The organism is Streptomyces sp. NPDC003247, from assembly GCF_042888135.1.
Taxonomy (GTDB): domain Bacteria; phylum Actinomycetota; class Actinomycetes; order Streptomycetales; family Streptomycetaceae; genus Streptomyces.
In genome coordinates this window covers 681,238-701,682 of sequence record NZ_JBIAPF010000005.1, presented here as the reverse complement: position 1 = coordinate 701,682, position 20,445 = coordinate 681,238, and the positions used below count along the sequence as shown (strand labels likewise).

The following is a 20,445-nucleotide window of genomic DNA, read 5'->3' as shown; positions in this document are numbered from 1 at the left end:
CCGCGGTGTCGGTCACCTGGTCCTCCCCGGGTCGCTCGACTGTTCGGTCGTCTCCCCGGCGAGTACCCCCTGGGCGGCGCTTTCCTCGGTCCGCCGCCCGGGCCGCTACCAGCGGCCCTCGACCTGCTCCTTGATCCGCCGCTCGTACAGGTCCCCGATCGCGGCCAGGGTCGTCTCCGGGAGGGCGGGCAGCCTGGCGGCGGCCGCGTTGGCGCGGGCCTGCTCGGGCGAGCGGGCCCCGGGGATCACGGTGGTGACGCCGGGCTGCTGCACGATCCAGCGCAGCGCCAGCTGGGCCGGGGTGTACCCCTCGGGGGCGAGGGCGGCGAACTCGGCGGCGGCCTCGACGCCGGTGGCGTAGTCGACGCCGGAGAAGGTCTCGCCCTGGTCGAAGGACTCGCCGTGCCGGTTGTAGGTGCGGTGGTCGTTCTCCGGGAAGACGGTGTCCTTGGTGTACTTGCCCGACAGCAGGCCGGAGGCGAGCGGGACGCGGGCGATGATGCCGACGCCGGCCTCCCGGGCCGCGGGGAGCACCTCGCGCAGGGGCTTCATACGGAAGGCGTTCAGGATGATCTGCACGCTCGCCACGCCCGGCCGGGCGATCGCCGTGAGGGCCTCGGCGCAGGTCTCCACGCTGACGCCGTAGTGGGCGATGCGCTCCTCCTCCACCAGGGTGTCGAGGGCGTCGAAGACCTCGTCGGAGGAGTAGACGGAGGTGGGCGGGCAGTGCAGCTGCACCAGGTCGATGCGGTCGACGCCGAGGTTGCGCCGGGAGCGGTCGTTCCAGGCGCGGAAGTTGTCCAGGACGTAGTTCTCCGGGATCTGGTCCACGCGCCGGCCCATCTTCGTGGCGACCAGCACGTGCAGGTCGGGGCGGCTGCTCAGGAAGGTGGCGATGGTCTGCTCGCTGCGCCCGTCGCCGTAGACGTCGGCGGTGTCGAAGAAGGTGACCCCCGACTCGGCCGCCGCCTCCAGGACCGCCAGGGCCTCCTTGTCGTCGACGTCTCCCCAGTCGGCGCCCAGTTGCCAGGTGCCGAGGCCGACGACGGATGCGTGCTGACCAGACCTACCGAATTCGCGCTCGTCCATGGCGTCAGTCTGTCATCCGTCCCGGACTTGCGGTGAACCGGCCGTTCCGGCCCGCCACCTGTGAATCTTTCACCCGCACGAGTGATGATGTTCGACGGTCGGGCCCTCCGCGCGGACGGACCCCTAGCGTGAGCCCGTGACTGATCGTTCACTGAGCAACCATCAGCCGGGAGACACGTCCTGGACCCGCCGCGGCCTGCTGCGCGCCGCGACCGCCCTGGCCGCCGGGCCATGTCTGATCGCGGCGGACCCGGCCGCCGCGGCGGCGGAACTGCCCGGCTTCCCGGCGGGCGTGGCCCTCTCCCGCACGGCGTACCGCAACTGGGACGGCGAGATCACCGCCGTCGGACTGTGGGCCTGCGCGCCCGACGGTCCCGCGCAGGCGGTCGCCGTCGTCAACTGGGCGTGGCGGCAGGGCTGGACGGTGCGGGCCCGGGGCGCCTCGCACGGCTGGTCGCCGCTGACGGTCGCGGAGGGCACGCCGTCGGACGCGCGGGTCCTGCTCGTCGACACCGCCCCGCACTTCGACGGCCTGGCCCTGGAGTCGGCCGACGAGGTCCGTGCCGGTACCGGGGTCACGCTGGAGGCCCTGCTCACCTTCCTCGAAGGACACGGCCTCGGCGTCACCGCGTCGCCCGCGCCCGGGGACCTGACGCTGGGCGGCGCCCTGGCCGTCGGCGCCCACGGCACCGCCGTGCCCGCGCGGGGCGAGCGGCGGCTGCCCGGACACACCTACGGGTCGCTCAGCAACCTCGTGCTCTCCCTCACCGCCGTGGTGTGGGACCCGGCCGACGGCGCGTACGCGCTGCGCACGTTCACCCGGGACGAGGCGGACTGCGCCGCGCTCCTCACCCACCTGGGGCGTTCCCTGGTGACGGAGGTGACCCTGCGGGTGGGGCCCGACACCCGGCTGCGCTGCGTCAGCCGTACGGACATCCCGGCGGGCGAGCTGTTCGCGGCGCCCGGCTCCGACGGGCGGACCCTGGAGAGCTTCCTGGAGTCGGACGGGCGGGCGGAGGCGATCTGGTTCGCGTTCACCGAGTTCCCGTGGCTGAAGGTGTGGTCGGTGGAGCCGGTCAAGCCGCTCACCTCACGGCGGGTGACGTCCCCGTACAACTATCCGTTCTCCGACAGCGTCCCGACGCCGGTGGCGGACCTGGTCGGGCGGATGGTGTCGGGCGCGGCCTGGTACCTGGCGCCGGTACTGGGCAACGCGCAGTTCGACGCGGCCGCGCTGGGGCTGGTGGCGACGGTGTCGGCGGACATCTGGGGGCCGTCGAAGAACACGCTGCTGTACCTGAGGCCGACCACCCTGCGGGTGCACGCCAACGGATACGCGGTGCTCACCCGCCGGGACCGGGTGCAGCGGGTGGTCGCGGAGTTCACCGCGTTCTACCGGGAGCGGCTCGACGCGTACGCCGCCGCCGGGCGGTTCCCCGTCAACGGCGCGGTGGAGATCCGCGTCACCGGGCTCGACGACCCGTCGGACACCGGGCGGGCGGGAGCGCGGGCGCCGTCGCTGTCGGCGCTGCGGCCCGACGCGGACCACCCGGAGTGGGACACGGCGGTCTGGCTGGACGTGCTGACGCTGCCCGGCACCCCGCACGCCGAGGCGTTCTACCGCGAGCTGGAGGCGTTCCTGCTGACGACGTACGACGGCACGCACGCCCTGACCCGGGTCGAGTGGTCCAAGGGCTGGGGGTACACCGGCACGTCCGCGTGGAGCGACGAGGACGTGCTGGGCACGGCCGTGCCGTCCTCCTTCGGCCCGGTGTGGACCGGGGCGGCGGACACCCTGGAACGGCTGGACCCGCACCGGGTCTTCCGTGCCCCGCTGCACACGCGGCTGTTCGGGTAGGCCTTGTGCGCCTGGGGGCTACGGCGTGAGGTGGGCCTGGACGGTCGGTCCGTAGCGGTCGGCGATCTCGTCGGCCGGGGCCGCCCGCAGCTCCGGGCCGCAGGCGATGCCGAACATCACCCCGAGGCCGAGCAGGGTGGCCACGGCCAGCTCGGCGCGCAGACCGGCGTCGGGGCCCGGGAGGCGGGCCGCGAGACGGGCGGTGACCTGGGCCCCGAAGTTGGCGCGCAGCACGTCGCCGTGGTCGCCGTGCAGCGGGGCGAACGCGATGCGCAGCAGCGGGTCGGCGCCGCGCTCGCGCTGGCTCACCACCACGTGCCGGACCATGTGGCGGCCGAGCCGCTCCAGAGGGGCGTCCAGCAGGGCGTCGGCGTCCTCCTCGAAGGACATCACGCGCGCGACAAGGGCCTCCTTGTTGCCGAAGTACTTCACGACCAGCGGCGCGCTCACCCCGGCGCGTTCCCCGACGGCCTTGAGGGTGATGTCGGCGGGCGCGTGACGGGCGAGGAGGTGCCGGGCGGCGCGCAGGATGGCCGCCTTGGTCGACTCGGCGTCGCGCCGGGCGGGACCGGTGTCGCGCCGGGCGGCGGGACGGGCCGGGGCGTTCCGCGCGGGGGTGCCGTCCCCGGGCACGCCGTCCGCGGGCGGGCCTGCGGCCGGCGTGCCGCGCGGGTCCGTGCCGCGCGGGTCCGTGCCGCGCGGGTCCGTGCCGTGCGGGTCCGTGCCGTGCGGGTCCGCGTCGGCTGCCGCGGTCCGGGGCGGGTCGGTTCCGGGTGGAGTGCTCACGGCGGTCATGTTCCCTCCATCGCCCCGTCCGCCACGGACCGGGTCCGGCCCGGTTCCGCGCCCGCGAGGCCCGGCTCGGCGTCGGGACCGCCGGGGACGGTCAGCGCCACCGCGCACGCGGCGAGCGCGACGGTGCCCGCGGCACCGAACGTCAGCAGGTAACCGTGGAGCGTCGGTACCGGCAGCCCGCCGACCGGGCTGGTGTGGTGCACCAGGATCGCGGCGACGACGGCGCTGGAACCGGCCTGGCCGATCGTGCGCATCAGGACGTTGACCCCGTTGGCGGAGGCGGTCTGGTCGGCCGGGACCGCGCGCAGGATCAGCGCCGGGAGGGCCGAGTAGGCGAGGGTGGTGCCCATGGCCACCACCGTGGCCCCCAGCATGATCATCCAGAGGTCGCGGCTGTCGGCGATGCGCACCCCGTACCCCGCGGCGATCACGGCCGCCCCGAGGGCGAGCGTGACGCGCGGGCCCCGGGACGCGGAGACGCGGGCGGCGACCGGGGAGAGGAGCAGCATGCTGAGGCCGCCGGGCAGCAGGCACAGGCCCGTCTGGACGATGGACAGCCCGAGTCCGTAGCCGCTGGCCTCGGGCGCCTGTACCAGTTGGGCCGTCACCAGCGTGTTGGCGTAGAACGCGAAGCCCGTGAGGAGGGCCGCCACGTGCGGGAGGCCGACCCGGGGACGGGACACCAGCCGCAGGTCCACCAGGGGCGCGGGGGTGCGCAGCTGCTGCCGCCACCACAGGCCCAGTACGACGACGGCGCCGAGGAACAGGCTCAGGACCGGGGCGCTGCCCCAGCCCCACTGACCGCCCTGGGACACGGCGAGGAGCAGGCAGATCAGCCCGGCGGCCAGGCCCAGCGCGCCCGTGACGTCGAACCGTCCGGGCCGGCGCACCGGCGACGGCGGCACGGCCCACCCGATCAGCGCGACGCCGGTCGCCCCGAGGGCGGCGGTCACCCAGAACATCACGTGCCAGTCGGCGTACTGCACGACCACCGCGGCGGCCGGCAGACCCAGCGCGGCGCCGATGCCGACGGTGGCGCTCATCAGCGCCACGGCGGAGTCCCGGCGCTGCGGCGGGAGTTCGTCGCGCAGGACGCTGATCGACAGCGGTACGACGGCGGCGGCGGCGCCCTGGAGGACGCGGGCCGCGATCAGCACGCCGATCTCCGACGTCAGGGCGCAGATCACCGACCCGGTGGTCATCAGCGCGAACGACAGGAGCAGCACCCGCCGCTTGCCGTACATGTCGCCCGCGCGGCCGAGGACCGGGGTGAGGACGGCGCCGGACAGCAGGGACGCCGTCACCGTCCACGAGACCGCCCCCGCCGAGGCACCGGTGAGGCGGGGCAGGTCGGGCAGCAGCGGCACGACGACGGTCTGCATGACGGCCATGAGGGTGCCGCAGTACGCGAGGACCGGGACGGTGAGGCGGGCCCGCAGACCGTCGGGGCGTCGGCCCGCGGCGGTCGGGGAGGCGGGTATCGGACCGGGCGACGCCATGGGCACTCCCTGGACGGAGGGAACTGACAGAAGGAACCCGGAATACGGGTGAATGGCGATTCACCCTAGTGGTGAATCGCCATTCACCCAAGCCGGGAGAGCCTCTCCGTGCCCTGCGCGCCAGGCCGACGCCCGCCCGTGCGCGGTCCGGGCGAGCCTCGGGCCCAGCCAGCGCTTGAACCGGCGCAGCGCCTCCAGCTGCCCGGCGGCCCGGTCGAGTCGGTAGTAGAGCCGGGGCGGGACGTACGGGAGCAGGGGTGAGTGGCGCTGGCCGAGCAGGGCGAACATCTGCTCCGGGGGGAGGTCGATGTAGCGGGTCAGGCTCTCGTACCACTGGGCGCTGTGCCGGGCGGCGCTCTGCGCGGGGAGCAGGGCGGCCTTGCGTTCGTGTTCGTAGCGGGCGAGGGCCTGCGGGAGGTCGGCGCACTCCCGCAGGGCGTCGGCCAGCGCGAAGGCGTCCTCCAGGGCGAGGGTGGTGCCCGCTCCGGTGGAGTAGTGGGTGGTGTGGGCGGCGTCGCCGAGGAGGACGAGGTTGCCGCGGTACCAGGCGCGGTTGGTGAGGGTGCGGAAGGTCAGCCACCGGGCGCGGCCGCCGGCGGGGGCGCGGCCGATGAGGGGGTGGCCGTCGAGGACGTGCGCGAAGAGCCGTTCCAGCAGGGCCAGTCCGTCGGCCTCGCTCGCCCGGTCCAGGCCCAGTCCGGTCCAGGTCCGGGGGCCGCACTCGATCACGCAGGTGCTCCGCCCGGCGCCGCAGGGATAGCCGTAGCACCAGATCCACCCGTGGCCGGTCTCCACGAAGGCGAAGGTGAAGGAGTCGAAGACGCGGGTGGTGCCGAGCCAGAGGTAGGGGTTGCGGCCCATGGTGAGGTCCGTGCCGAAGTGGTCGGCGTGGCGGGTGCGCAGGGCGCTGTGGACGCCGTCGGCGGCGACGAGGAGGTCGGCCTCCGGCGGGTCGTCGGCCGTGATCTCGTGCTCGAACTCCAGCTGGACGCCGAGGTTCCGGGCGCGGTCGGCGAGGATCTCCAGCAGCCGGTGGCGGCCGATGCCGTGGCCCACGTCTCCGGGCTGACGGATCGTCAGGCCGCGGACGTCGGCGACGCCCTGGTTCCAGCGGACGGAGCCGTTTTCGAGGGCGCGGGCCGATTCGGGGTCGCGGGCGTGGAGTTCGTTGAGGAGGGCCTGCCAGTAGGTGACTCCCCAGCCGTAGGTCGAGCCCTCGGGGCCGCGCTCGTACACGGTGATGCGATGGGACGGGTCCTGCCGCTTGAGCAGGATCGAGAGATACAGGCCCGCGGGCCCACCGCCGACACAGGCGACCTTCACACACACCTCTTGGCATGGACGGAACGCGGCCGGACGGACTGACCGTGGCCGATTGACGACGCAGAGTAGCAGTCGGCTTGTAGGACTCGCTGCCCCATTCGGCCGATTCCGCCTTGTTTTTCATGTATGTCACACCGCCGACCCGACGGGCCCGGTGTGAAAATCACCGGAAGGATCGTTTCCACGGAAAGGAATTGCCTCTTCCGGGTTCCGGCGCGCACCACCCCGCGGGCCCGGTCGGCCGACGGGGTTCGGGGCGCGGGCCAGGGGTACCCGGGGCTGCGTACCCGAAGAGAGTGAAGGAGGAGACGACCGTGACGCAGGTCGAGGAATCCATCGAGGTCGGTGTCCCCGTGCACACGGCCTACAACCAGTGGACGCAGTTCGAGACGTTCCCCGAGTTCATGAGCGGGGTGGAGCGCATCGAACAGCGCACCGACACGCTCACCCACTGGGTCACGGACGTGAACGGCGTGCACCGCGAGTTCGACGCCGAGATCACCGAGCAGATCCCGGACGAGCGGGTCGCCTGGACGACGGTCGGCGGGGAGTCCCGGCAGGCCGGCGTGGTGACCTTCCACCGTCTCGACGCGGACCACACCAAGGTCATGCTCCAGATGGACTTCGAGCCGGAAGGCATTGCGGAGACCATCGCGGACAAGCTGGGGTTCGTGAAGCGGCAGACGAAGGGAGACCTCAAGCGCTTCAAGGAGTTCATCGAGGAGCGCGGCCACGAGACCGGGGGCTGGCGCGGCGTGGTCACCTGACCGACGCCGGCCCGGTCACCCGGCGGCGGACGCCGTGCGGCACTCCGGGTGGCCCCAGCCCTGGTCGTTCTTGGCGATCGGTTCCCCCGCCGCGTAGGACCGTCCGCACGCACAGCGGCCGGGGAACTTTGCCTTGATCGTGCGGGACGACGAACCACCGGACCGCCGGGGTGCCTTGCCCCCGGCGGTCCGGCGTCGTGCGCCCGTGGCCGGCGGGGTGTCGGGCGAGGGCGGCGGCTCGGGCGAGCCGAGGGCGCTGCCCGCGGGCTGCTGGACGACCGCCGCCTGGCTGGCCGCCCGGTCGGCGAAGTCGTTGAGCGGGTCGCCGTCGACCTGGTGGGCGGGCACGTAGCGGAAGTCGACGGTGCGGCCGTCGAGCAGTTCGTCGATGCGCACCACCAGGTCCTGGTTGGCGACCGGCTTCCCGGCGGACGTCTTCCAGCCGTTGCGCTTCCAGCCGGGCAGCCAGGTGGTGACGGCCTTCATCGCGTACTGCGAGTCCATCCGGATCTCCAGCGGCACGTCCGGGTCGACGGCGGCCAGCAGGCGCTCCAGCGCGGTCAGTTCGGCGACGTTGTTGGTGGCCTTGCCGAGCGGGCCGGCCTCCCAGCGGGCCGGGCCCTCACTGGCGTCGGAGATCACCCAGGCCCAGCCGGCGGGTCCCGGGTTCCCCTTCGAAGCCCCGTCGCACGCGGCCACCACACGTTCACGCATGTGCACGATGATGCCACGGTCGGGCGGGGTGTCCGGCCACCGGGGGGCGGGCCGCGAGGGACCCGGCCGCGGGGGCGGCCCGGCCGCCGCTAGACCCTGTCGTCGGAGACTTCCGTGATCTTCGGCAGGTCGCCCTCGGTGGTGGTGACGTCGATCACCGAGAAGTTCGCGCCCTGCGGGTCGGTGAGGGCGGCGAACCGGCCGAACGGCGTGCCCATCGGACCGGACCGCAGGGTGGCGCCGAGCCCGGTGGCCGTGGCGACGGCGCCCTCGCAGTCGGGGACGGCGAAGTAGACGTTGACGTAAGACGGGACCTCGGGCGGGAAGTCGTCCCCCATTCGCATCCGGCCGAGGAGGGGTCGTTCGCCGAGGTCGTAGAGGCGGAAGTCGATCGCCTCGCCCTCCATCCGCTTCTGGCCGTAGCCGAAGACGGCGGAGAAGAAGGCGTCCGCCGCCGCGGGCTCGCGGGTGAAGACCTCGGCCCAGGCGTAGGCGCCGGGGGTGCCCATCGTCGCGAAGCCCTCGTGGGTGCCCGCCTGCCACACGCCGAACACGGCGCCGCTGGGCTCCCGGGCCAGGCACATCGTGCCGAACTCACCGACCTGCGTCGGCTCCATCAGCACCTCGCCGCCGTTCTCGCGGATCTTCGCGGCGGTCGCGGCGGCGTCCCGGGAGGCCAGGTACAGGCACCACTGGGACGGGCCCTCCTGGCCGGGCATGGGCGGGACGACGGCGGCGACCGTCCGGCCGTCGGCGAAGGCCTGGGTGTAGTAGCCGTACTGGGGCGAGGACACGCCGAAGGTCCAGCCGAGGACCTCGCCGTAGAAGCTCTTCGCCCCGTCGAGGTCACCGAACATCGCGTCGGCCCAGCACGGGGCTCCCTCAGGTTGCACGGCCATGGCGGCGGCCCTTCCGTCGTGACGGGTTGCCCGGCGCGGCGGGTCCGCCGGTACGCCCGGCGGTCCGGCGGTACGTCCGGCGGTCCGGCGGTACGTCCGGCGGTCCGGCGGTACGTCCGGCGGTCCGGCGGTACGTCCGGCGGTCCGGCGGTCCGTCCGCCGGTCCGGCGGTCCGTCCGCCGGTCCGTTCGTCCGCCGGCCCTTCGTCGGCCGGTCTGTCCGGCGGTCCGGGTCCGGCGGCCGTTCCTCCGCCGGCCTGTCCGTCGGTCTGTCCGTCGGTCCGTTCCTCCGCCGGCCTGTCCGTCGGTCCGTTCGTCCGGCGGTCTGTTCGTCCGGTCGTTCATCCGTCCGGGCGGGTTCGTTCGTTCCCTCACGCTAGTCACCCGCGCGTCGCTCCGCGCGCCAAGCGTCCCGCGCCTTGCCGGACCGCGCCTCCCCACCCCCCGGGGGCGACGGAACGTCACCGCCTGCCCCGCTTCCCCGGCCGTCCCACAGGCGTGCGGGAGCACACCGGAGCGGCCGTCTTCCCCGGGGAGCGCTCCTCGCCCCGTCCGGCGGGTTTGCGCGTCCCCGTGACGCGAAGCAACCCCTCACGCGCCGTACCACCGGCGTCACACAGGGTGCTTGGCTGGTCGGGCGCACCTCCGAGACGACCCGTCCCGGCCTCTCCGCCCGTCCCGTCCGTCTCCCCTGGAGGCAATGTGTCCACACCGGAAAGCGTCACCGACCCCACGACCGGGGAACCGGCGCCCGATCCCGCCGGCCGTCCGCTCACCAGTCTCGGCACCGAGGCGGCACGCCGGCTCGCCACCACCACCAAGACCGAGCCCCAGATGCAGGCCATCAGCTCGCGCTGGCTGCTCAGGATGCTGCCCTGGGTGGACGTCAAGGGCGGCACCTACCGCGTCAACCGGCGACTCCAGCTCCGGGTCGGCCGGGGCCGGGTGCAGTTCGTGCACAACGGCGCGGACGACGTCCGGGTCGTGCCGGAGACCCTCACCGAGCTGCCGATCCTGCGCGGCTACGGCGACACCGGCGTCCTGCGGGAGCTCGCCGGCCGCTTCCAGACGCGGGAGGTCCGGGCCGGGCAGGTGCTCTTCGAGGCCGGTCAGCCGGTCACGGAGGCGTACCTCGTCGTCCACGGCCGGTTCACCCGCTTCACCTCCGGCAAGTACGGCGAGGAGGAGATCATCGGAGTCGTCTCCGGCGGGGACCAGCTCGGCGACGAGGCCGTGGGCCAGGACGACCCGCTGTGGCTGGCCTCGGTGCGCGCGGAGACCTCCGGCGTCGTGCTGGCGCTCCCCTGGGACGTGGTGCGCGAGTTCATCGGGCGGGTGCCGTCCCTCGCCGCGCACCTGGACGCCCATGTCCGGCGGCAGCGGCTGCCGATGAACCGCAAGGGCGAGGCGGAGCTGCCGGTGCAGGCCGGCCACTCGGGCGAGCCGACGGTGTCGGGCGGCTTCGTCGACTACGACCTCGCGCCGCGCGAGTACGAGCTGTCCCTCACCCAGACCGTGCTGCGCGTCCACACCCGGGTCGCCGACCTCTACAACCACCCGATGGACCAGACCGAGCAGCAACTCCGGCTGACGGTCGAGGAGATCCGCGAACGGCAGGAGTGGGAACTGGTCAACAACCGGGAGTTCGGGCTGCTGCACAACGCCGACCACGGGCAGCGGGTGAGCACCTTCACCGGTCCGCCGACCCCGGACGACATGGACGAGCTGCTGTCGATGCGGCGCGGGACCAAGCTGTTCCTCGCCCACCCCAAGGCGATCGCGGCGTTCTTCCGGCAGTGCAACCGGCGTGGTCTGGTGCCGGGCACGGCCACCGTCCAGGGGCACGAGGTCCCGGCCTGGCGCGGGGTACCGGTCTTCCCCTGCAACAAGATCCCGATCAGCGCGCAGCACACCAGCAGCATCCTCGCGCTGCGTACCGGCGAGGCCGACCAGGGGGTCGTCGGCCTGTACCAGACGGGCATCCCCGAGGAGTTCCAGCCCGGCCTGAACGTGCGGTTCATGGGCATCGACGCCAACTCGATCATCCGCTACCTGGTGACCGCCTACTACTCGCTGGCCGTCCTCGTCCCGGACGCGGCCGGAATCCTGGAGAACGTACAGATCGGCCGGACGGCCGAGTGACCGCCCGGAGCTCACGATGAACACGCCGTCGCGCACCGGGAGTGCGCTGCCCGGCCCGCCGAACCTCGCCGCCCGGGTGCGGGCCCGGCGCGGCGGGGCGATCCCCGGCCTGCGGTACCGGCAGGTGGCCCCCGCCGACCCCGCCAAGGCCGCGGAGGTCGACCGCCGGCTGGAGGAGTGGGCCCGCCGCCTGGACCTGTTCCCGGCGGCCTGGAACGGGGACTTCGCGGGGTTCCAGTTCGGCCGCGCCGTGGTGCTCCAGCATCCGGGCGCGGCCGACATGGAACGCCTCACCGTGGCCGGCAAGCTGCTGCTCGCCGAGAACATCGTCGACAACTGCTACTGCGAGGAGGACGAGGACAAGGGCGGCTCGCGCAGCGGACTGGGCGGACGGCTGATCCTGGCCCAGTCCGCGCTGGACCCCTACCACGGCCCGCCCGGCCTCCAGGCGGAGTGGGCGCGGGGCATGCAGGCCGACGGGCCGCTGCGCTCGTACCACTGGGCGCTCAAGGACTACGCGGTCCTGGCCACACCCGGCCAGACCAACCGGTTCGTGCACGACATCGCCCGGCTGCACCTGGGCTACCTCGCCGAAGCGGCCTGGGGCGAGGCACGGTACGCGCCGCGGGTGTGGGAGTACCTGGTGATGCGGCAGTTCAACAACTTCCGCCCGTGCCTGTCGATCGTCGACGCCGTCGACGGCTACGAGCTGCCCGACCAGCTCTACGCCCGCCCCGAGATCCAGCGGGTCACCGCGCTCGCGGCCAACGCGACCACCCTCGTCAACGACCTGTACTCCTTCACCAAGGAGCTGGCGGCCGACCCCAGCCACCTCAATCTGCCGCAGGTCGTCGCCGCCAACGACCGCCGCGGGCTGAAGGCGGCGTACCTGAGGTCGGTCGAGATCCACAACCAGATCATGGAGGCGTTCGAGGAGGAGGCCGCCCTGCTCGCCGCGACCTCCCCCCTGGTCGAGCGCTACACCCGGGGCCTGTCCGACTGGGTGGCCGGCAACCACGAGTGGCACGCCACCAACACCCACCGCTACCACCTCCCCGACTACTGGTGAGCGCCGGCCCTTCGACCGCCCGCTCTGCTCAGCCCTGTTCAGCTCTGCCCAGCACGACGAGGAGCCACCGTTGACCACAGCCCACGACGCCCGCCCCACGACCGCGCCGGTGCCGACCCAGTCCACGTACCAGAACCGCGTCGCGGACTACTGGAACACCGAGGAGAACCCGGTCAACCTGGAACTCGGCAGGATCGACGACCTCTACCACCACCACTACGGCATCGGGGAGGCCGACCGGTCGGTGCTCGACGAGGCCGACTCCGCTCTGCGCCGGGAGCTCGTCACCGCGGAGCTGCACCGGCTGGAACACGCCCAGGCCGAACTCCTCGCCGCCCGGCTCGGCCCGCTCGCCCCGTCCGACCGCGTCTTCGACGCCGGATGCGGGCGAGGGGGCGGCAGCGTGGTGGCGCACCTGCGCTACGGCTGCCACGCGGACGGCGTGACGATCTCCGCGAAGCAGGCCGAGTTCGCGGGTGAGCAGGCCCGCAAGCGGGGCATCGCCGACAAGGTCCGCTACCACCACCGCAACATGCTCGACACCGGTCTGCCGACCGGCGCGTACGCGGCCTCCTGGAACAACGAGTCCACCATGTACGTCGAGCTGGACCTGCTGTTCGCCGAACACGCCCGGCTGCTGCGCCGCGGCGGACGGTACGTGGTGATCACCGGCTGCTACAACGACACGTACGGGCAGGCCTCGCGCGAGGTGTCGCTCATCAACGCCCACTACATCTGCGACATCCATCCGCGCTCCGCCTACTTCCGGGCGCTGGCCCGCAACCGGCTCGTCCCGGTGCACGTGGAGGACCTCACCGAGGCGGCGCTGCCCTACTGGGAGTTGCGCAGCCGGGCCGAGCACCTGGTGACGGGCATCGAGGAGACGTTCCTGTCCGCGTACCGCAACGGCAGCTTCCAGTACCTGCTGATCGCGGCCGACCGGGTCTGACGGCGGAGCGGGGGCACCGGCCGGTGACCGGGGGATCCCGGCCGGTGCCCGCGGTGACGGACGGGGGGCGCTACCGTCCGTCGTAGGCCTTGCGGAGGGCGGCGATGTCGAACTTGCCCATCGAGAGCATGGCCCGGGTGGCGCGGGCGGCCTTCTCCCGGTCGGGGTCGGTGATCATCTCCAGGAGCACGGTGGGGACGACCTGCCAGGACACCCCGTACTTGTCCTTGAGCCAGCCGCAGGGGCCGGGCTCGCCACCGCCCTCGATGAGCCGGTCCCAGTAGTGGTCGACCTCCTCCTGGTCGGCGCAGTCGATCTGGAAGGAGATCGCCTCGTTGAAGCGGAACTGCGGGCCGCCGTTGAGCGCGACGAACTTCTGGCCGTTCGCGGTGAACTCCACGGTGACCACGGCCCCGGGGACGCCCGGCCCGGCCTCGGTGTAGCGGGTGACGTTCCCGACGCCGGAGTTCTTGAAGATCGACACGTAGTGGTGGGCGGCCTCCTCGGCCTGGCCGTCGAACCAGAGACACGTGGTGAATCCGTCGGTGGTCATGCGGTCCTCCTGGTGCGGTGACGGAACGCGGAGCGCGCTCGTCGGTGTGGACCGGTGGGCGCCCCGGAACTCATCGCCCGCGCCGGAACTCGTCACCCGTCCGGGAACGGGCCCGCGCGGCGGACGCGACGGACCCGCGCGGCGGGCGCTCTGCCCTCGGCGAATCTGCCGAGGGCAGGGAAATCCGCCGTAGGGCCGTGCCCGCCCCGAGGGTGGGGGGAGCGCGGCGACCGGTGCCGCGCCCGTCCCGACGAGGAGCGTCCATGTCCCCACTCGCCTCCGGTCCCGCACCGGCCCGCTCGCCCCGGGCCGAGGAGGGCGACACCCCTCCCTCCCGCTTCGACGACCAGCTCGCCGCCCACCTGCTCGGGCAGCGCATCGTGTTGCTCGGCACCCAGGTCGACGAGGTGTCCGCGAACCGGGTCTGCGCGCAGTTGCTGATCCTGTCCGCGGAGGACCCGCGCACCGACATCAGCCTGTACGTCAACAGCCCGGGCGGATCGGTCCACGCGGGCCTGGCCATCTACGACACGATGCGGCTCGTCCCGAACGACGTCTCCACGCTCGCCGTCGGATTCGCGGCCAGCATGGGCCAGTTCCTGCTCAGCGTCGGCGCGCCCGGCAAGCGGTACGCCCTGCCGAACGCGCGGATCATGATGCACCAGCCGTCGGCGGGGATCGGCGGCACCACCGCCGACATCGAGATCCAGGCGGAGAACCTGGAGTTCACCAAGCGGACCATCGAGCGCATCACCGCCGAGCACACCGGCCAGAGCCTGGAGACCATCTCCCGGGACGGTGACCGCGACCGCTGGTTCACGGCCGAGGAGGCCCGGGAGTACGGCATGGTGGACCGCGTCGTGGAGTCGCTCGCCGACATCCGCCCGGCCGCCTCGAAGCGGCGGACGGGGCTGTAGGCATGGGGACGTACACGATTCCGAACGTCGTCGAGCGGACCCCGCTGGGCGAGCGGTCCTACGACGTGTTCAGCCGGCTGCTGTCGGAGCGGATCATCTTCCTCGGCACCGAGATCGACGACGGGGTCGCCAACGTGGTCATCGCGCAACTCCTCCATCTGGAGTCGTCGGCGCCGGAGCGCGAGATCGCGGTCTACATCAACTCGCCCGGCGGCTCGTTCACCTCGCTGATGGCCATCTACGACACGATGACCTTCGTGCAGGCGCCGGTCTCGACGTTCTGCGTCGGGCAGGCGGCCTCGACGGCGGCCGTGCTGCTGGCCGGCGGCGATCCCGGCCGGCGGTTCGTGCTGGAGCACGCGCGCGTGCTGCTCGGGCAGCCGGCCAGCGGGGGCAGCCGGGGCACCGTCTCCGACCTCGCCCTCCAGGCCCGGGAGATGGTCCGCATCCGCGCCCAGGTGGAGGAGGTGCTGGCCCGGCACACCCACCACGACGTCACCACCCTGCGGGCGGACATGGACCGCGACAAGGTGTTCACCGCACCGGAGGCCGTGGCGTACGGCCTGGCCGACGAGGTGCTGAGCCGGCGTCTGCCGCACATGTGAGACGCCGGCCCACACGGTCCCTCAGGCGGCCAGGCAGAGCCCGTCGTACGACGAGGAAGCCGGCGTGCGCCGGGCTCCGGCGCGCCGGCCGGCCGCCCGGACGAGTTCGCCCCGGGCACGCTCCAGCAGGTCGCCGAGGGTCAGGCCGAGGGCGTGGGCGGCGGCCGCGAGGACCTCCGAGGAGGCCTCCTTGCGGCCGCGCTCCACCTCGGACAGGTACGGCATGGAGATACGGGCGGTGTCGGCGACGTCCTGCAACGTCCGCTCCTGCGCCTGGCGTTCGCGGCGCAGGACGTCACCGACGAGGTCGCGCCAGAGGGGCTCCCTGGGGGCGGGCGGAGGGTCGGCGACGTGGGCGGTCCCCTGGCGCCCGGCCGGTGGGCGCAGCGGGATGACGCGGGCTTGGTTCGGCGCTCGGTTCGCTCGGTTGCTCACCCTCACAGCCTAGGAGCGGGAGCCGGGACGGGAAGGGCGCGGCATTCCGCCCTCAGGGGAATCGCCCGCCCCTCACGGGCCTCCCACCGGCCTACGCCCGCGAGGAGCGGCGCACGCGGCGCGTCCGGTCCGCGTCGCCGCGCGGGTCGTCCCCGTCACCCGCCAAGTCCGCGTCGCCGCGCGGGGCGTCCCCCGGACGGACGAACATGTCCCACCGTCCGCGGCACCCGCCGGACCACCGGTACGCCCGGCCTTCCGCACCGCGTCGCCACCGGGCCGTCGGCGCTTTCCCCGCCGGCGTCCCCGCCGCGGCGCGACGGATCCGCATACGCTCGGCATGGGTCGGCCGACTCGGGGTATCCGCCCGATGAGCGGACCTGCGGCACCCGGTCCGCTCACGGGCCGGGAACAGCAGACGTCGTACCGTGACTGACGTGGGAGAGGGAATGCACACCGCCGTGATCGGGTCGGAGGCTCAGGTCGTCGAGGACAGCGCCGGGACCGGCACGGGTGGCACGCCGCTGCCGGGAGTCGAGGACCCGAGCAGCGTGGCCCCCCGCGACGCGCGGGAGCTCTCCCGTCAGTTCTTCCAGCGGCTGACGGAACTCGAGGAGGGCACGCACGAGTACCAGTACGCGCGCAACACCCTCATCGAGATGAACATGTCGCTGGTGCGGTTCGCGGCCGGGCGGTTCCGGGGCCGCGGCGACGACATGGAGGACATCGTCCAGACCGGCATGATCGGTCTGATCAAGGCCATCGACCGGTTCGAGATCGCGCGCGAGGTGGAGTTCACGTCGTTCGCGCTGCCCTACATCGTCGGTGAGATCAAGCGCTTCTTCCGCGACACGACCTGGGCGGTGCACGTGCCGCGCCGGCTCCAGGAACTCCGCGTCGAACTGGCCAAGGCCCGCGACGAGCTCGCCAGCCGGCTGGACCGGGAGCCGACGGTCGCGGAGCTGGCCACGCTGATGAACCTGTCCGAGGCCGAGGTCGTCGAGGCGCAGATCGCCGCCAACGGCTACAACTCCTCCTCGCTCGACGCCGCGCTCACCGGGGACGGCCCGGAGCACGGCGAGGCGGTGCTGGCCGACTTCATCGGCGTGGAGGAGTACGGGCTGCGGCTCGTCGAGGACTTCCACTCGCTCGCGCCGCTGATGGCCCAGCTCAGTGAGCGCGACCGGCAGATCCTGCATCTGCGGTTCGTGGAGGAGGCCACCCAGGCGGAGATCGGTGAGCGGCTCGGCTGCTCCCAGATGCACGTCTCCCGCCTGATCAAGAGGATCATCACGCGGCTGCGCCAGGGAATGCTGGGCGAGCTGGGCTGCGCCTGACCCCCGACGCCGTGGCCCCCCGCCCCACGGCTCGCCGCCCGCGGCGCGCCGTAGGAGCGGGCCCGGTCACCGCCGTGCGAGTCCGACCACGGCGCGGACGCGCTTGCCGACCGGGATGCGCTCGGCGGTGACCTCGGCGGCGAGGGCGTGCACGATCTCCAGACCGTGCCGGCCGATGCGCTGGGGGTCCTTGGGGAAGCGCAGGGGCAGCGCGTCGCTGCTGTCGTAGACCCCCACCGTGACCGAGGCCTCGGTGCCCTCCAGTTCCAGGATGTAGGGGCCGTTGCTGTGCCGGTCGGCGTTGGTGACCAGTTCGCTGACGACCAGGAGGACGTCCCCCAGGGCCCGTTCGTCGACGGTGGCGCACCACTCCGTCCTCAGCTGGTCGACGAAGTGGGCGGCGAAGGCACGGGCCTCGGCGATCGAACCGGGTTCACCGGTGTAGTGCGCCGCTCGCCGCAGCGGTTCCACGGGTACGTCGAAACCAGTCGGTATCACTGCCCCGTCCAGGTGTTCGGTCATGCTGTTCTCTCTCGGAGGCCGGACTGGCCGGACGCTACTGCACCTGGTCTCGTACCCCGTGCCGGGCGGCGCAGTCCCCCGCTTCGCGCCCCGCGCGCATGGGCTGGCTCACAGGGCGGGTGGGCTTCCGGCAGGCCGCGGGGAGTCCTCGTGACCGGGCTCGCTCGACGGCCCGGGGGGCGGCGCGCTGGGAGACTGCGGGGTGGGCGGCTGCGGTGAGGGCGACTCCGGCTCCGGGGAGGGCGGCGGGGGTGAGGCGGGCGACTGCGGCGGCGGGGAGGGGCCGGCCGACGTCGGCGGACACGTCCCGGGGCCGGGAGTGCCGGCGGGGGGCGAGGGGCACGGCGCTCCGGTGCCCGACGGCGAGGCCGGCGGGGGGAAGCTCCCGGACGGCTCGGGCGGGTTCTCCGGCGCTTCGGCGGGACGGTCCTCGCGCCCGGTGTCGCCCCTCTCCCGCGCGAACCAGCCGCCGCCGTCGCCGTCGTGGAGCACGAAGACGTCGATCACGGCCGACGAGGGGACGACCACGACGACGTTCGACGGCCGGTACGACGGCCAGGAGTCGCCGGTGGGCCTCGGTGCGGTCCTCTGGGCGATGGGCCGGGTGAGCGGGTTGCCGCAGGCGCAGCGGACGCGGGGTTCGCCGCGGGCGTCGACGAGGACGGCCGTGCCGGCCTGGAGGACGGCCTGGTAGCCGATGGCGTCGCCGTCGCTGTATCCGTGGTTGGTGAGCCGGGTGTCCAGGCGCAGTTGGACGGGGGTCAGGGAGCGCAGGTACGCGGGGACCTGGGCGGGGTCGACGCGGACGACGGAGGCGAACGCCCGGTTCCTCGCCGGCTCGGCCCGCAGGAAGGCGATCTGCCGCTCGACGTCGCAGGCGGCCACGTCGCGGGTGCCGCCGTACAGTCCGGCGGTTCCGCCGTCGACGGCCCGGACGACGTCGGTGGCGCTCTCCCCGGTCGCCGGGGCGGTGGAGGTGGGCGGGGCGGACGTGGCGGTGGCGGTGTTGTCGGTGAAGGGGTGGGGGCCGGTCCCGCCCGCGGCCTGGAGGAAGACCTCCCCCTGGCCCGCGGGGGTGGTGCCGCCGCCGTCGGTGCGGGCCAGCACGACCGCGACGGCCGCCACGGCCACGACCGCGGCGGTGAGCAGGGCGAGGAACGGCGCGGACCTCCACCACGGTCCGCGGGGCTCGGGCGTGCCGCCCGGGGGCGGTCCGCCGGGGGGCGGGGACGGCGGGCGGGGAGGCCGGGTGGGCGGGCCGGAGGGAGGCAGCGCGTGCGGGCCGGGGGCGCCCGAGAGGGGGCCGGGGGGCGGTCCCGTGGGGCGGCCTGACGACGGCGGTTCGACGCTCACGGGCACTCCCGAGGTGGTTCTCCGCGGCGTTCCTGTCCTGTGCGCCACTCGTCCCGGACCTCACCATTGTGTGCTCCGTCCGGGCGCCGCCCGCAAGCGCACGCGGACGGCCCTCCCGGCAGGCGCGCCGCCCGGGCGCTGCTTAGCGTGGCAGGGTGAGCCCACGCATCCCGTCCGACCGGGCGGACGGCGTCCCGGCCGGCCCGGCGGTCGCCCGGCACGGCTGGACGCAGGCGGCCGGTACGGTCCTGGCCGGGGTCGTCGCCATGGGCGTGACGGCCGCGCTGGGGCTGGGGGCGGCCGGAGCGGCGGACCTGCCCGACGGCGCGTTCCCGCGGGTGGTGGCGGCGACCGTCGTCACGGCCGTCGGCGGCGCGGTGGAGCTCTCCGGGGACGCCGGGGGGCTGGCCGGCACCCACGCCGGGCTGGCCGTGCTCCCGTTGTCCGTCACGCTGGTCGGGGTGCTCGTGCTGGCGGCCGGGTTCCTGCGGCCGCTGCGGCACCGGGCGGTCGCCGGGGCGGCCGAACTGGCCGGCTGGGCGGGCCGTGTCGCCGTGCTGTGGCTGCTCGCGCTGCTCGGCCTCGCCCTCGGGGCCCGGCAGACGTTCGCGGTCTCCCTGGGCGACGGCACGCTCAGCGACCTCGGGGACCTGTTCGGCATCAGCCCGACCCTCGGGTTCACCACCGACGTGCCGCTCACGCTCGGCTTCGGGCTGCTGTGGCTGGCCGGCGTGCTGGCGCTGGCGCTGCTGGTCTCGCGCGGGGCTCCGCTGCCGGCCCGGCTGCTGCGCTTCCAGGAGTCGGTGCGGCCTGCCGCGTACGCCATGGTGGTGCTGCTCCTCGCCTGCGTAGCGCTGGGGGTCCTCGTCGCCCTGTGGTCGGCGGTGACGCGCGGCCGGGCGGCCGAGACCCTCGCGGTGGTGCTGCTGGGTCTGCCCAATCTGGCGTGGCTCGCGTTCACCGTCGGCCTGGGCGCCACCTGGGAGGGCCGGGTCGACGGCCCCTTCGGGCTGCCGATGCCGCCGGTGCTGGACGAGGTGCTGCGCGGCTCGGACACCGCCACGCTGAACCTGCGCACCCTCGCGGAGCACGACGGCCGCGTGGGGTGGCTGGTCGCCGTGGACGCGGTGCTGCTGGTGGCGGCGGCCTTCGTCATGGCGGCCCCTTCGCCGGCCGGGACGCCCCTGTGGCGGCACGCGGTGCGCATGGCGGTCGCCCTGGTCCTCACCGTGCTGACGATCTGCCTCGTCGGCCGGGTCTCCGCCCACTACGGCCTGTCCGTGCTGGGCATCACCGACCTGGGCGGTCTCGGGCTGTCGGGGACGCTGTTCCTCCGGCCCGAGACGTGGACGGCGCTGGGTCTCGCGGCGCTGTGGGGGGTGGCCACCGGGTTCCTGGGCGGTCTGGCGGCGCGGCGGACGACGGGACACGGCCGGATGGACACCCCGTCGGCGGGACGGCGGGGCGGGGCGGTCCGGGGCCCGCCGTACTGAGGCCGCCCGGGGGGGCGGTTCGAGGCCCGCCGTACTGAAGCCGCCCGGGGGGGGCGATCCGAGGCCCGCCGTACTGAAGCCGCCCGGGGGGGCGATCCGAGGCCCGCCGTACTGAAGCCGCCCGGGGGGA

The 20,445-nt window shown here is 73.9% G+C and carries 19 protein-coding genes; 9 read left to right on the top strand and 10 right to left on the bottom strand.

Annotated features, from left to right (window positions below):
- Nucleotides 1-105 precede the first annotated feature (105 nt).
- Nucleotides 106-1,089, bottom strand: coding sequence for an aldo/keto reductase (locus tag ACFYWQ_RS20685; RefSeq protein ID WP_389518264.1), 984 nt, complete (start codon nucleotides 1,087-1,089; stop codon nucleotides 106-108).
- 136 nt (nucleotides 1,090-1,225) lie between these two features.
- Here ACFYWQ_RS20685 and ACFYWQ_RS20680 point away from each other — a divergent pair, with 136 nt between their 5' ends.
- Nucleotides 1,226-2,947, top strand: a complete 1,722-nt coding sequence (locus tag ACFYWQ_RS20680; RefSeq protein WP_389518263.1) for a cholesterol oxidase substrate-binding domain-containing protein — start codon at nucleotides 1,226-1,228, stop codon at nucleotides 2,945-2,947.
- 18 nt (nucleotides 2,948-2,965) lie between these two features.
- Here ACFYWQ_RS20680 and ACFYWQ_RS20675 read toward each other — a convergent pair whose 3' ends face one another.
- The 3 genes from ACFYWQ_RS20675 to ACFYWQ_RS20665 all read right to left on the bottom strand — a co-directional run bounded on the left by ACFYWQ_RS20675 (nucleotide 2,966) and on the right by ACFYWQ_RS20665 (nucleotide 6,564).
- Complete coding sequence (locus ACFYWQ_RS20675; RefSeq protein WP_389518346.1) at nucleotides 2,966-3,580, bottom strand: TetR family transcriptional regulator; 615 nt, start codon at nucleotides 3,578-3,580, stop codon at nucleotides 2,966-2,968.
- 158 nt (nucleotides 3,581-3,738) lie between these two features.
- Nucleotides 3,739-5,241 (bottom strand): MFS transporter, encoded by a 1,503-nt coding sequence (locus tag ACFYWQ_RS20670; RefSeq protein ID WP_389518262.1) that lies wholly within the window; start codon nucleotides 5,239-5,241, stop codon nucleotides 3,739-3,741.
- 60 nt (nucleotides 5,242-5,301) lie between these two features.
- Nucleotides 5,302-6,564, bottom strand: a complete 1,263-nt coding sequence (locus ACFYWQ_RS20665; protein WP_389518261.1) for an FAD-dependent monooxygenase — start codon at nucleotides 6,562-6,564, stop codon at nucleotides 5,302-5,304.
- A gap of 314 nt (nucleotides 6,565-6,878) precedes the next feature.
- On the opposite strand from ACFYWQ_RS20665, the gene ACFYWQ_RS20660 reads away from it, so the two are divergent.
- Complete coding sequence (locus ACFYWQ_RS20660; protein ID WP_389518260.1) at nucleotides 6,879-7,331, top strand: SRPBCC family protein; 453 nt, start codon at nucleotides 6,879-6,881, stop codon at nucleotides 7,329-7,331.
- Nucleotides 7,332-7,346: 15 nt separating this feature from the next.
- Here the strand turns inward: ACFYWQ_RS20660 and ACFYWQ_RS20655 are convergent, their stop codons facing one another.
- A complete protein-coding gene (locus ACFYWQ_RS20655; protein WP_389518345.1) occupies nucleotides 7,347-8,057 on the bottom strand; it encodes a ribonuclease H in 711 nt (236 codons plus the stop codon).
- Nucleotides 8,058-8,134: 77 nt separating this feature from the next.
- A complete protein-coding gene (locus ACFYWQ_RS20650) occupies nucleotides 8,135-8,944 on the bottom strand; it encodes a VOC family protein (RefSeq protein WP_389518259.1) in 810 nt (269 codons plus the stop codon).
- 701 nt (nucleotides 8,945-9,645) lie between these two features.
- On the opposite strand from ACFYWQ_RS20650, the gene ACFYWQ_RS20645 reads away from it, so the two are divergent.
- The 3 genes from ACFYWQ_RS20645 to ACFYWQ_RS20635 all read left to right on the top strand — a co-directional run bounded on the left by ACFYWQ_RS20645 (nucleotide 9,646) and on the right by ACFYWQ_RS20635 (nucleotide 13,103).
- Nucleotides 9,646-11,085, top strand: a complete 1,440-nt coding sequence (locus ACFYWQ_RS20645) for a family 2B encapsulin nanocompartment shell protein (protein ID WP_389518258.1) — start codon at nucleotides 9,646-9,648, stop codon at nucleotides 11,083-11,085.
- 16 nt (nucleotides 11,086-11,101) lie between these two features.
- Nucleotides 11,102-12,154 (top strand): family 2 encapsulin nanocompartment cargo protein terpene cyclase, encoded by a 1,053-nt coding sequence (locus ACFYWQ_RS20640; RefSeq protein WP_389518257.1) that lies wholly within the window; start codon nucleotides 11,102-11,104, stop codon nucleotides 12,152-12,154.
- Nucleotides 12,155-12,224: 70 nt separating this feature from the next.
- Nucleotides 12,225-13,103 carry a geranyl diphosphate 2-C-methyltransferase gene (locus tag ACFYWQ_RS20635; RefSeq protein ID WP_389518256.1) on the top strand — a complete coding sequence of 293 codons (879 nt, stop codon included), beginning with the start codon at nucleotides 12,225-12,227 and terminating at the stop codon, nucleotides 13,101-13,103.
- A gap of 70 nt (nucleotides 13,104-13,173) precedes the next feature.
- Here ACFYWQ_RS20635 and ACFYWQ_RS20630 read toward each other — a convergent pair whose 3' ends face one another.
- Nucleotides 13,174-13,656: a VOC family protein gene (locus ACFYWQ_RS20630; protein ID WP_389518255.1), complete on the bottom strand. Its 483-nt coding sequence runs from the start codon at nucleotides 13,654-13,656 to the stop codon at nucleotides 13,174-13,176.
- A gap of 263 nt (nucleotides 13,657-13,919) precedes the next feature.
- Here ACFYWQ_RS20630 and ACFYWQ_RS20625 point away from each other — a divergent pair, with 263 nt between their 5' ends.
- Together ACFYWQ_RS20625 and ACFYWQ_RS20620 are read left to right on the top strand one after the other, a co-directional pair.
- Nucleotides 13,920-14,573: an ATP-dependent Clp protease proteolytic subunit gene (locus ACFYWQ_RS20625; protein ID WP_389518254.1), complete on the top strand. Its 654-nt coding sequence runs from the start codon at nucleotides 13,920-13,922 to the stop codon at nucleotides 14,571-14,573.
- 2 nt (nucleotides 14,574-14,575) lie between these two features.
- Complete coding sequence (locus ACFYWQ_RS20620; protein ID WP_389518253.1) at nucleotides 14,576-15,178, top strand: ClpP family protease; 603 nt, start codon at nucleotides 14,576-14,578, stop codon at nucleotides 15,176-15,178.
- A gap of 21 nt (nucleotides 15,179-15,199) precedes the next feature.
- On the opposite strand, the gene ACFYWQ_RS20615 is transcribed toward ACFYWQ_RS20620, so the two are convergent.
- Complete coding sequence (locus ACFYWQ_RS20615) at nucleotides 15,200-15,613, bottom strand: helix-turn-helix domain-containing protein (protein WP_389518252.1); 414 nt, start codon at nucleotides 15,611-15,613, stop codon at nucleotides 15,200-15,202.
- Between the two features lie 446 nt (nucleotides 15,614-16,059).
- On the opposite strand from ACFYWQ_RS20615, the gene ACFYWQ_RS20610 reads away from it, so the two are divergent.
- On the top strand, nucleotides 16,060-16,947 hold the full coding sequence (locus ACFYWQ_RS20610) for an RNA polymerase sigma factor SigF (RefSeq protein ID WP_389518344.1): 888 nt from the start codon (nucleotides 16,060-16,062) through the stop codon (nucleotides 16,945-16,947).
- A 66-nt stretch (nucleotides 16,948-17,013) separates the two neighbouring features.
- Here the strand turns inward: ACFYWQ_RS20610 and ACFYWQ_RS20605 are convergent, their stop codons facing one another.
- Together ACFYWQ_RS20605 and ACFYWQ_RS20600 are read right to left on the bottom strand one after the other, a co-directional pair.
- Nucleotides 17,014-17,469 (bottom strand): ATP-binding protein, encoded by a 456-nt coding sequence (locus tag ACFYWQ_RS20605; RefSeq protein ID WP_389518251.1) that lies wholly within the window; start codon nucleotides 17,467-17,469, stop codon nucleotides 17,014-17,016.
- 108 nt (nucleotides 17,470-17,577) lie between these two features.
- Complete coding sequence (locus ACFYWQ_RS20600) at nucleotides 17,578-18,822, bottom strand: DUF6777 domain-containing protein (RefSeq protein WP_389518250.1); 1,245 nt, start codon at nucleotides 18,820-18,822, stop codon at nucleotides 17,578-17,580.
- Between the two features lie 155 nt (nucleotides 18,823-18,977).
- On the opposite strand from ACFYWQ_RS20600, the gene ACFYWQ_RS20595 reads away from it, so the two are divergent.
- Nucleotides 18,978-20,315: a streptophobe family protein gene (locus tag ACFYWQ_RS20595; protein WP_389518249.1), complete on the top strand. Its 1,338-nt coding sequence runs from the start codon at nucleotides 18,978-18,980 to the stop codon at nucleotides 20,313-20,315.
- Nucleotides 20,316-20,445 lie beyond the last annotated feature (130 nt).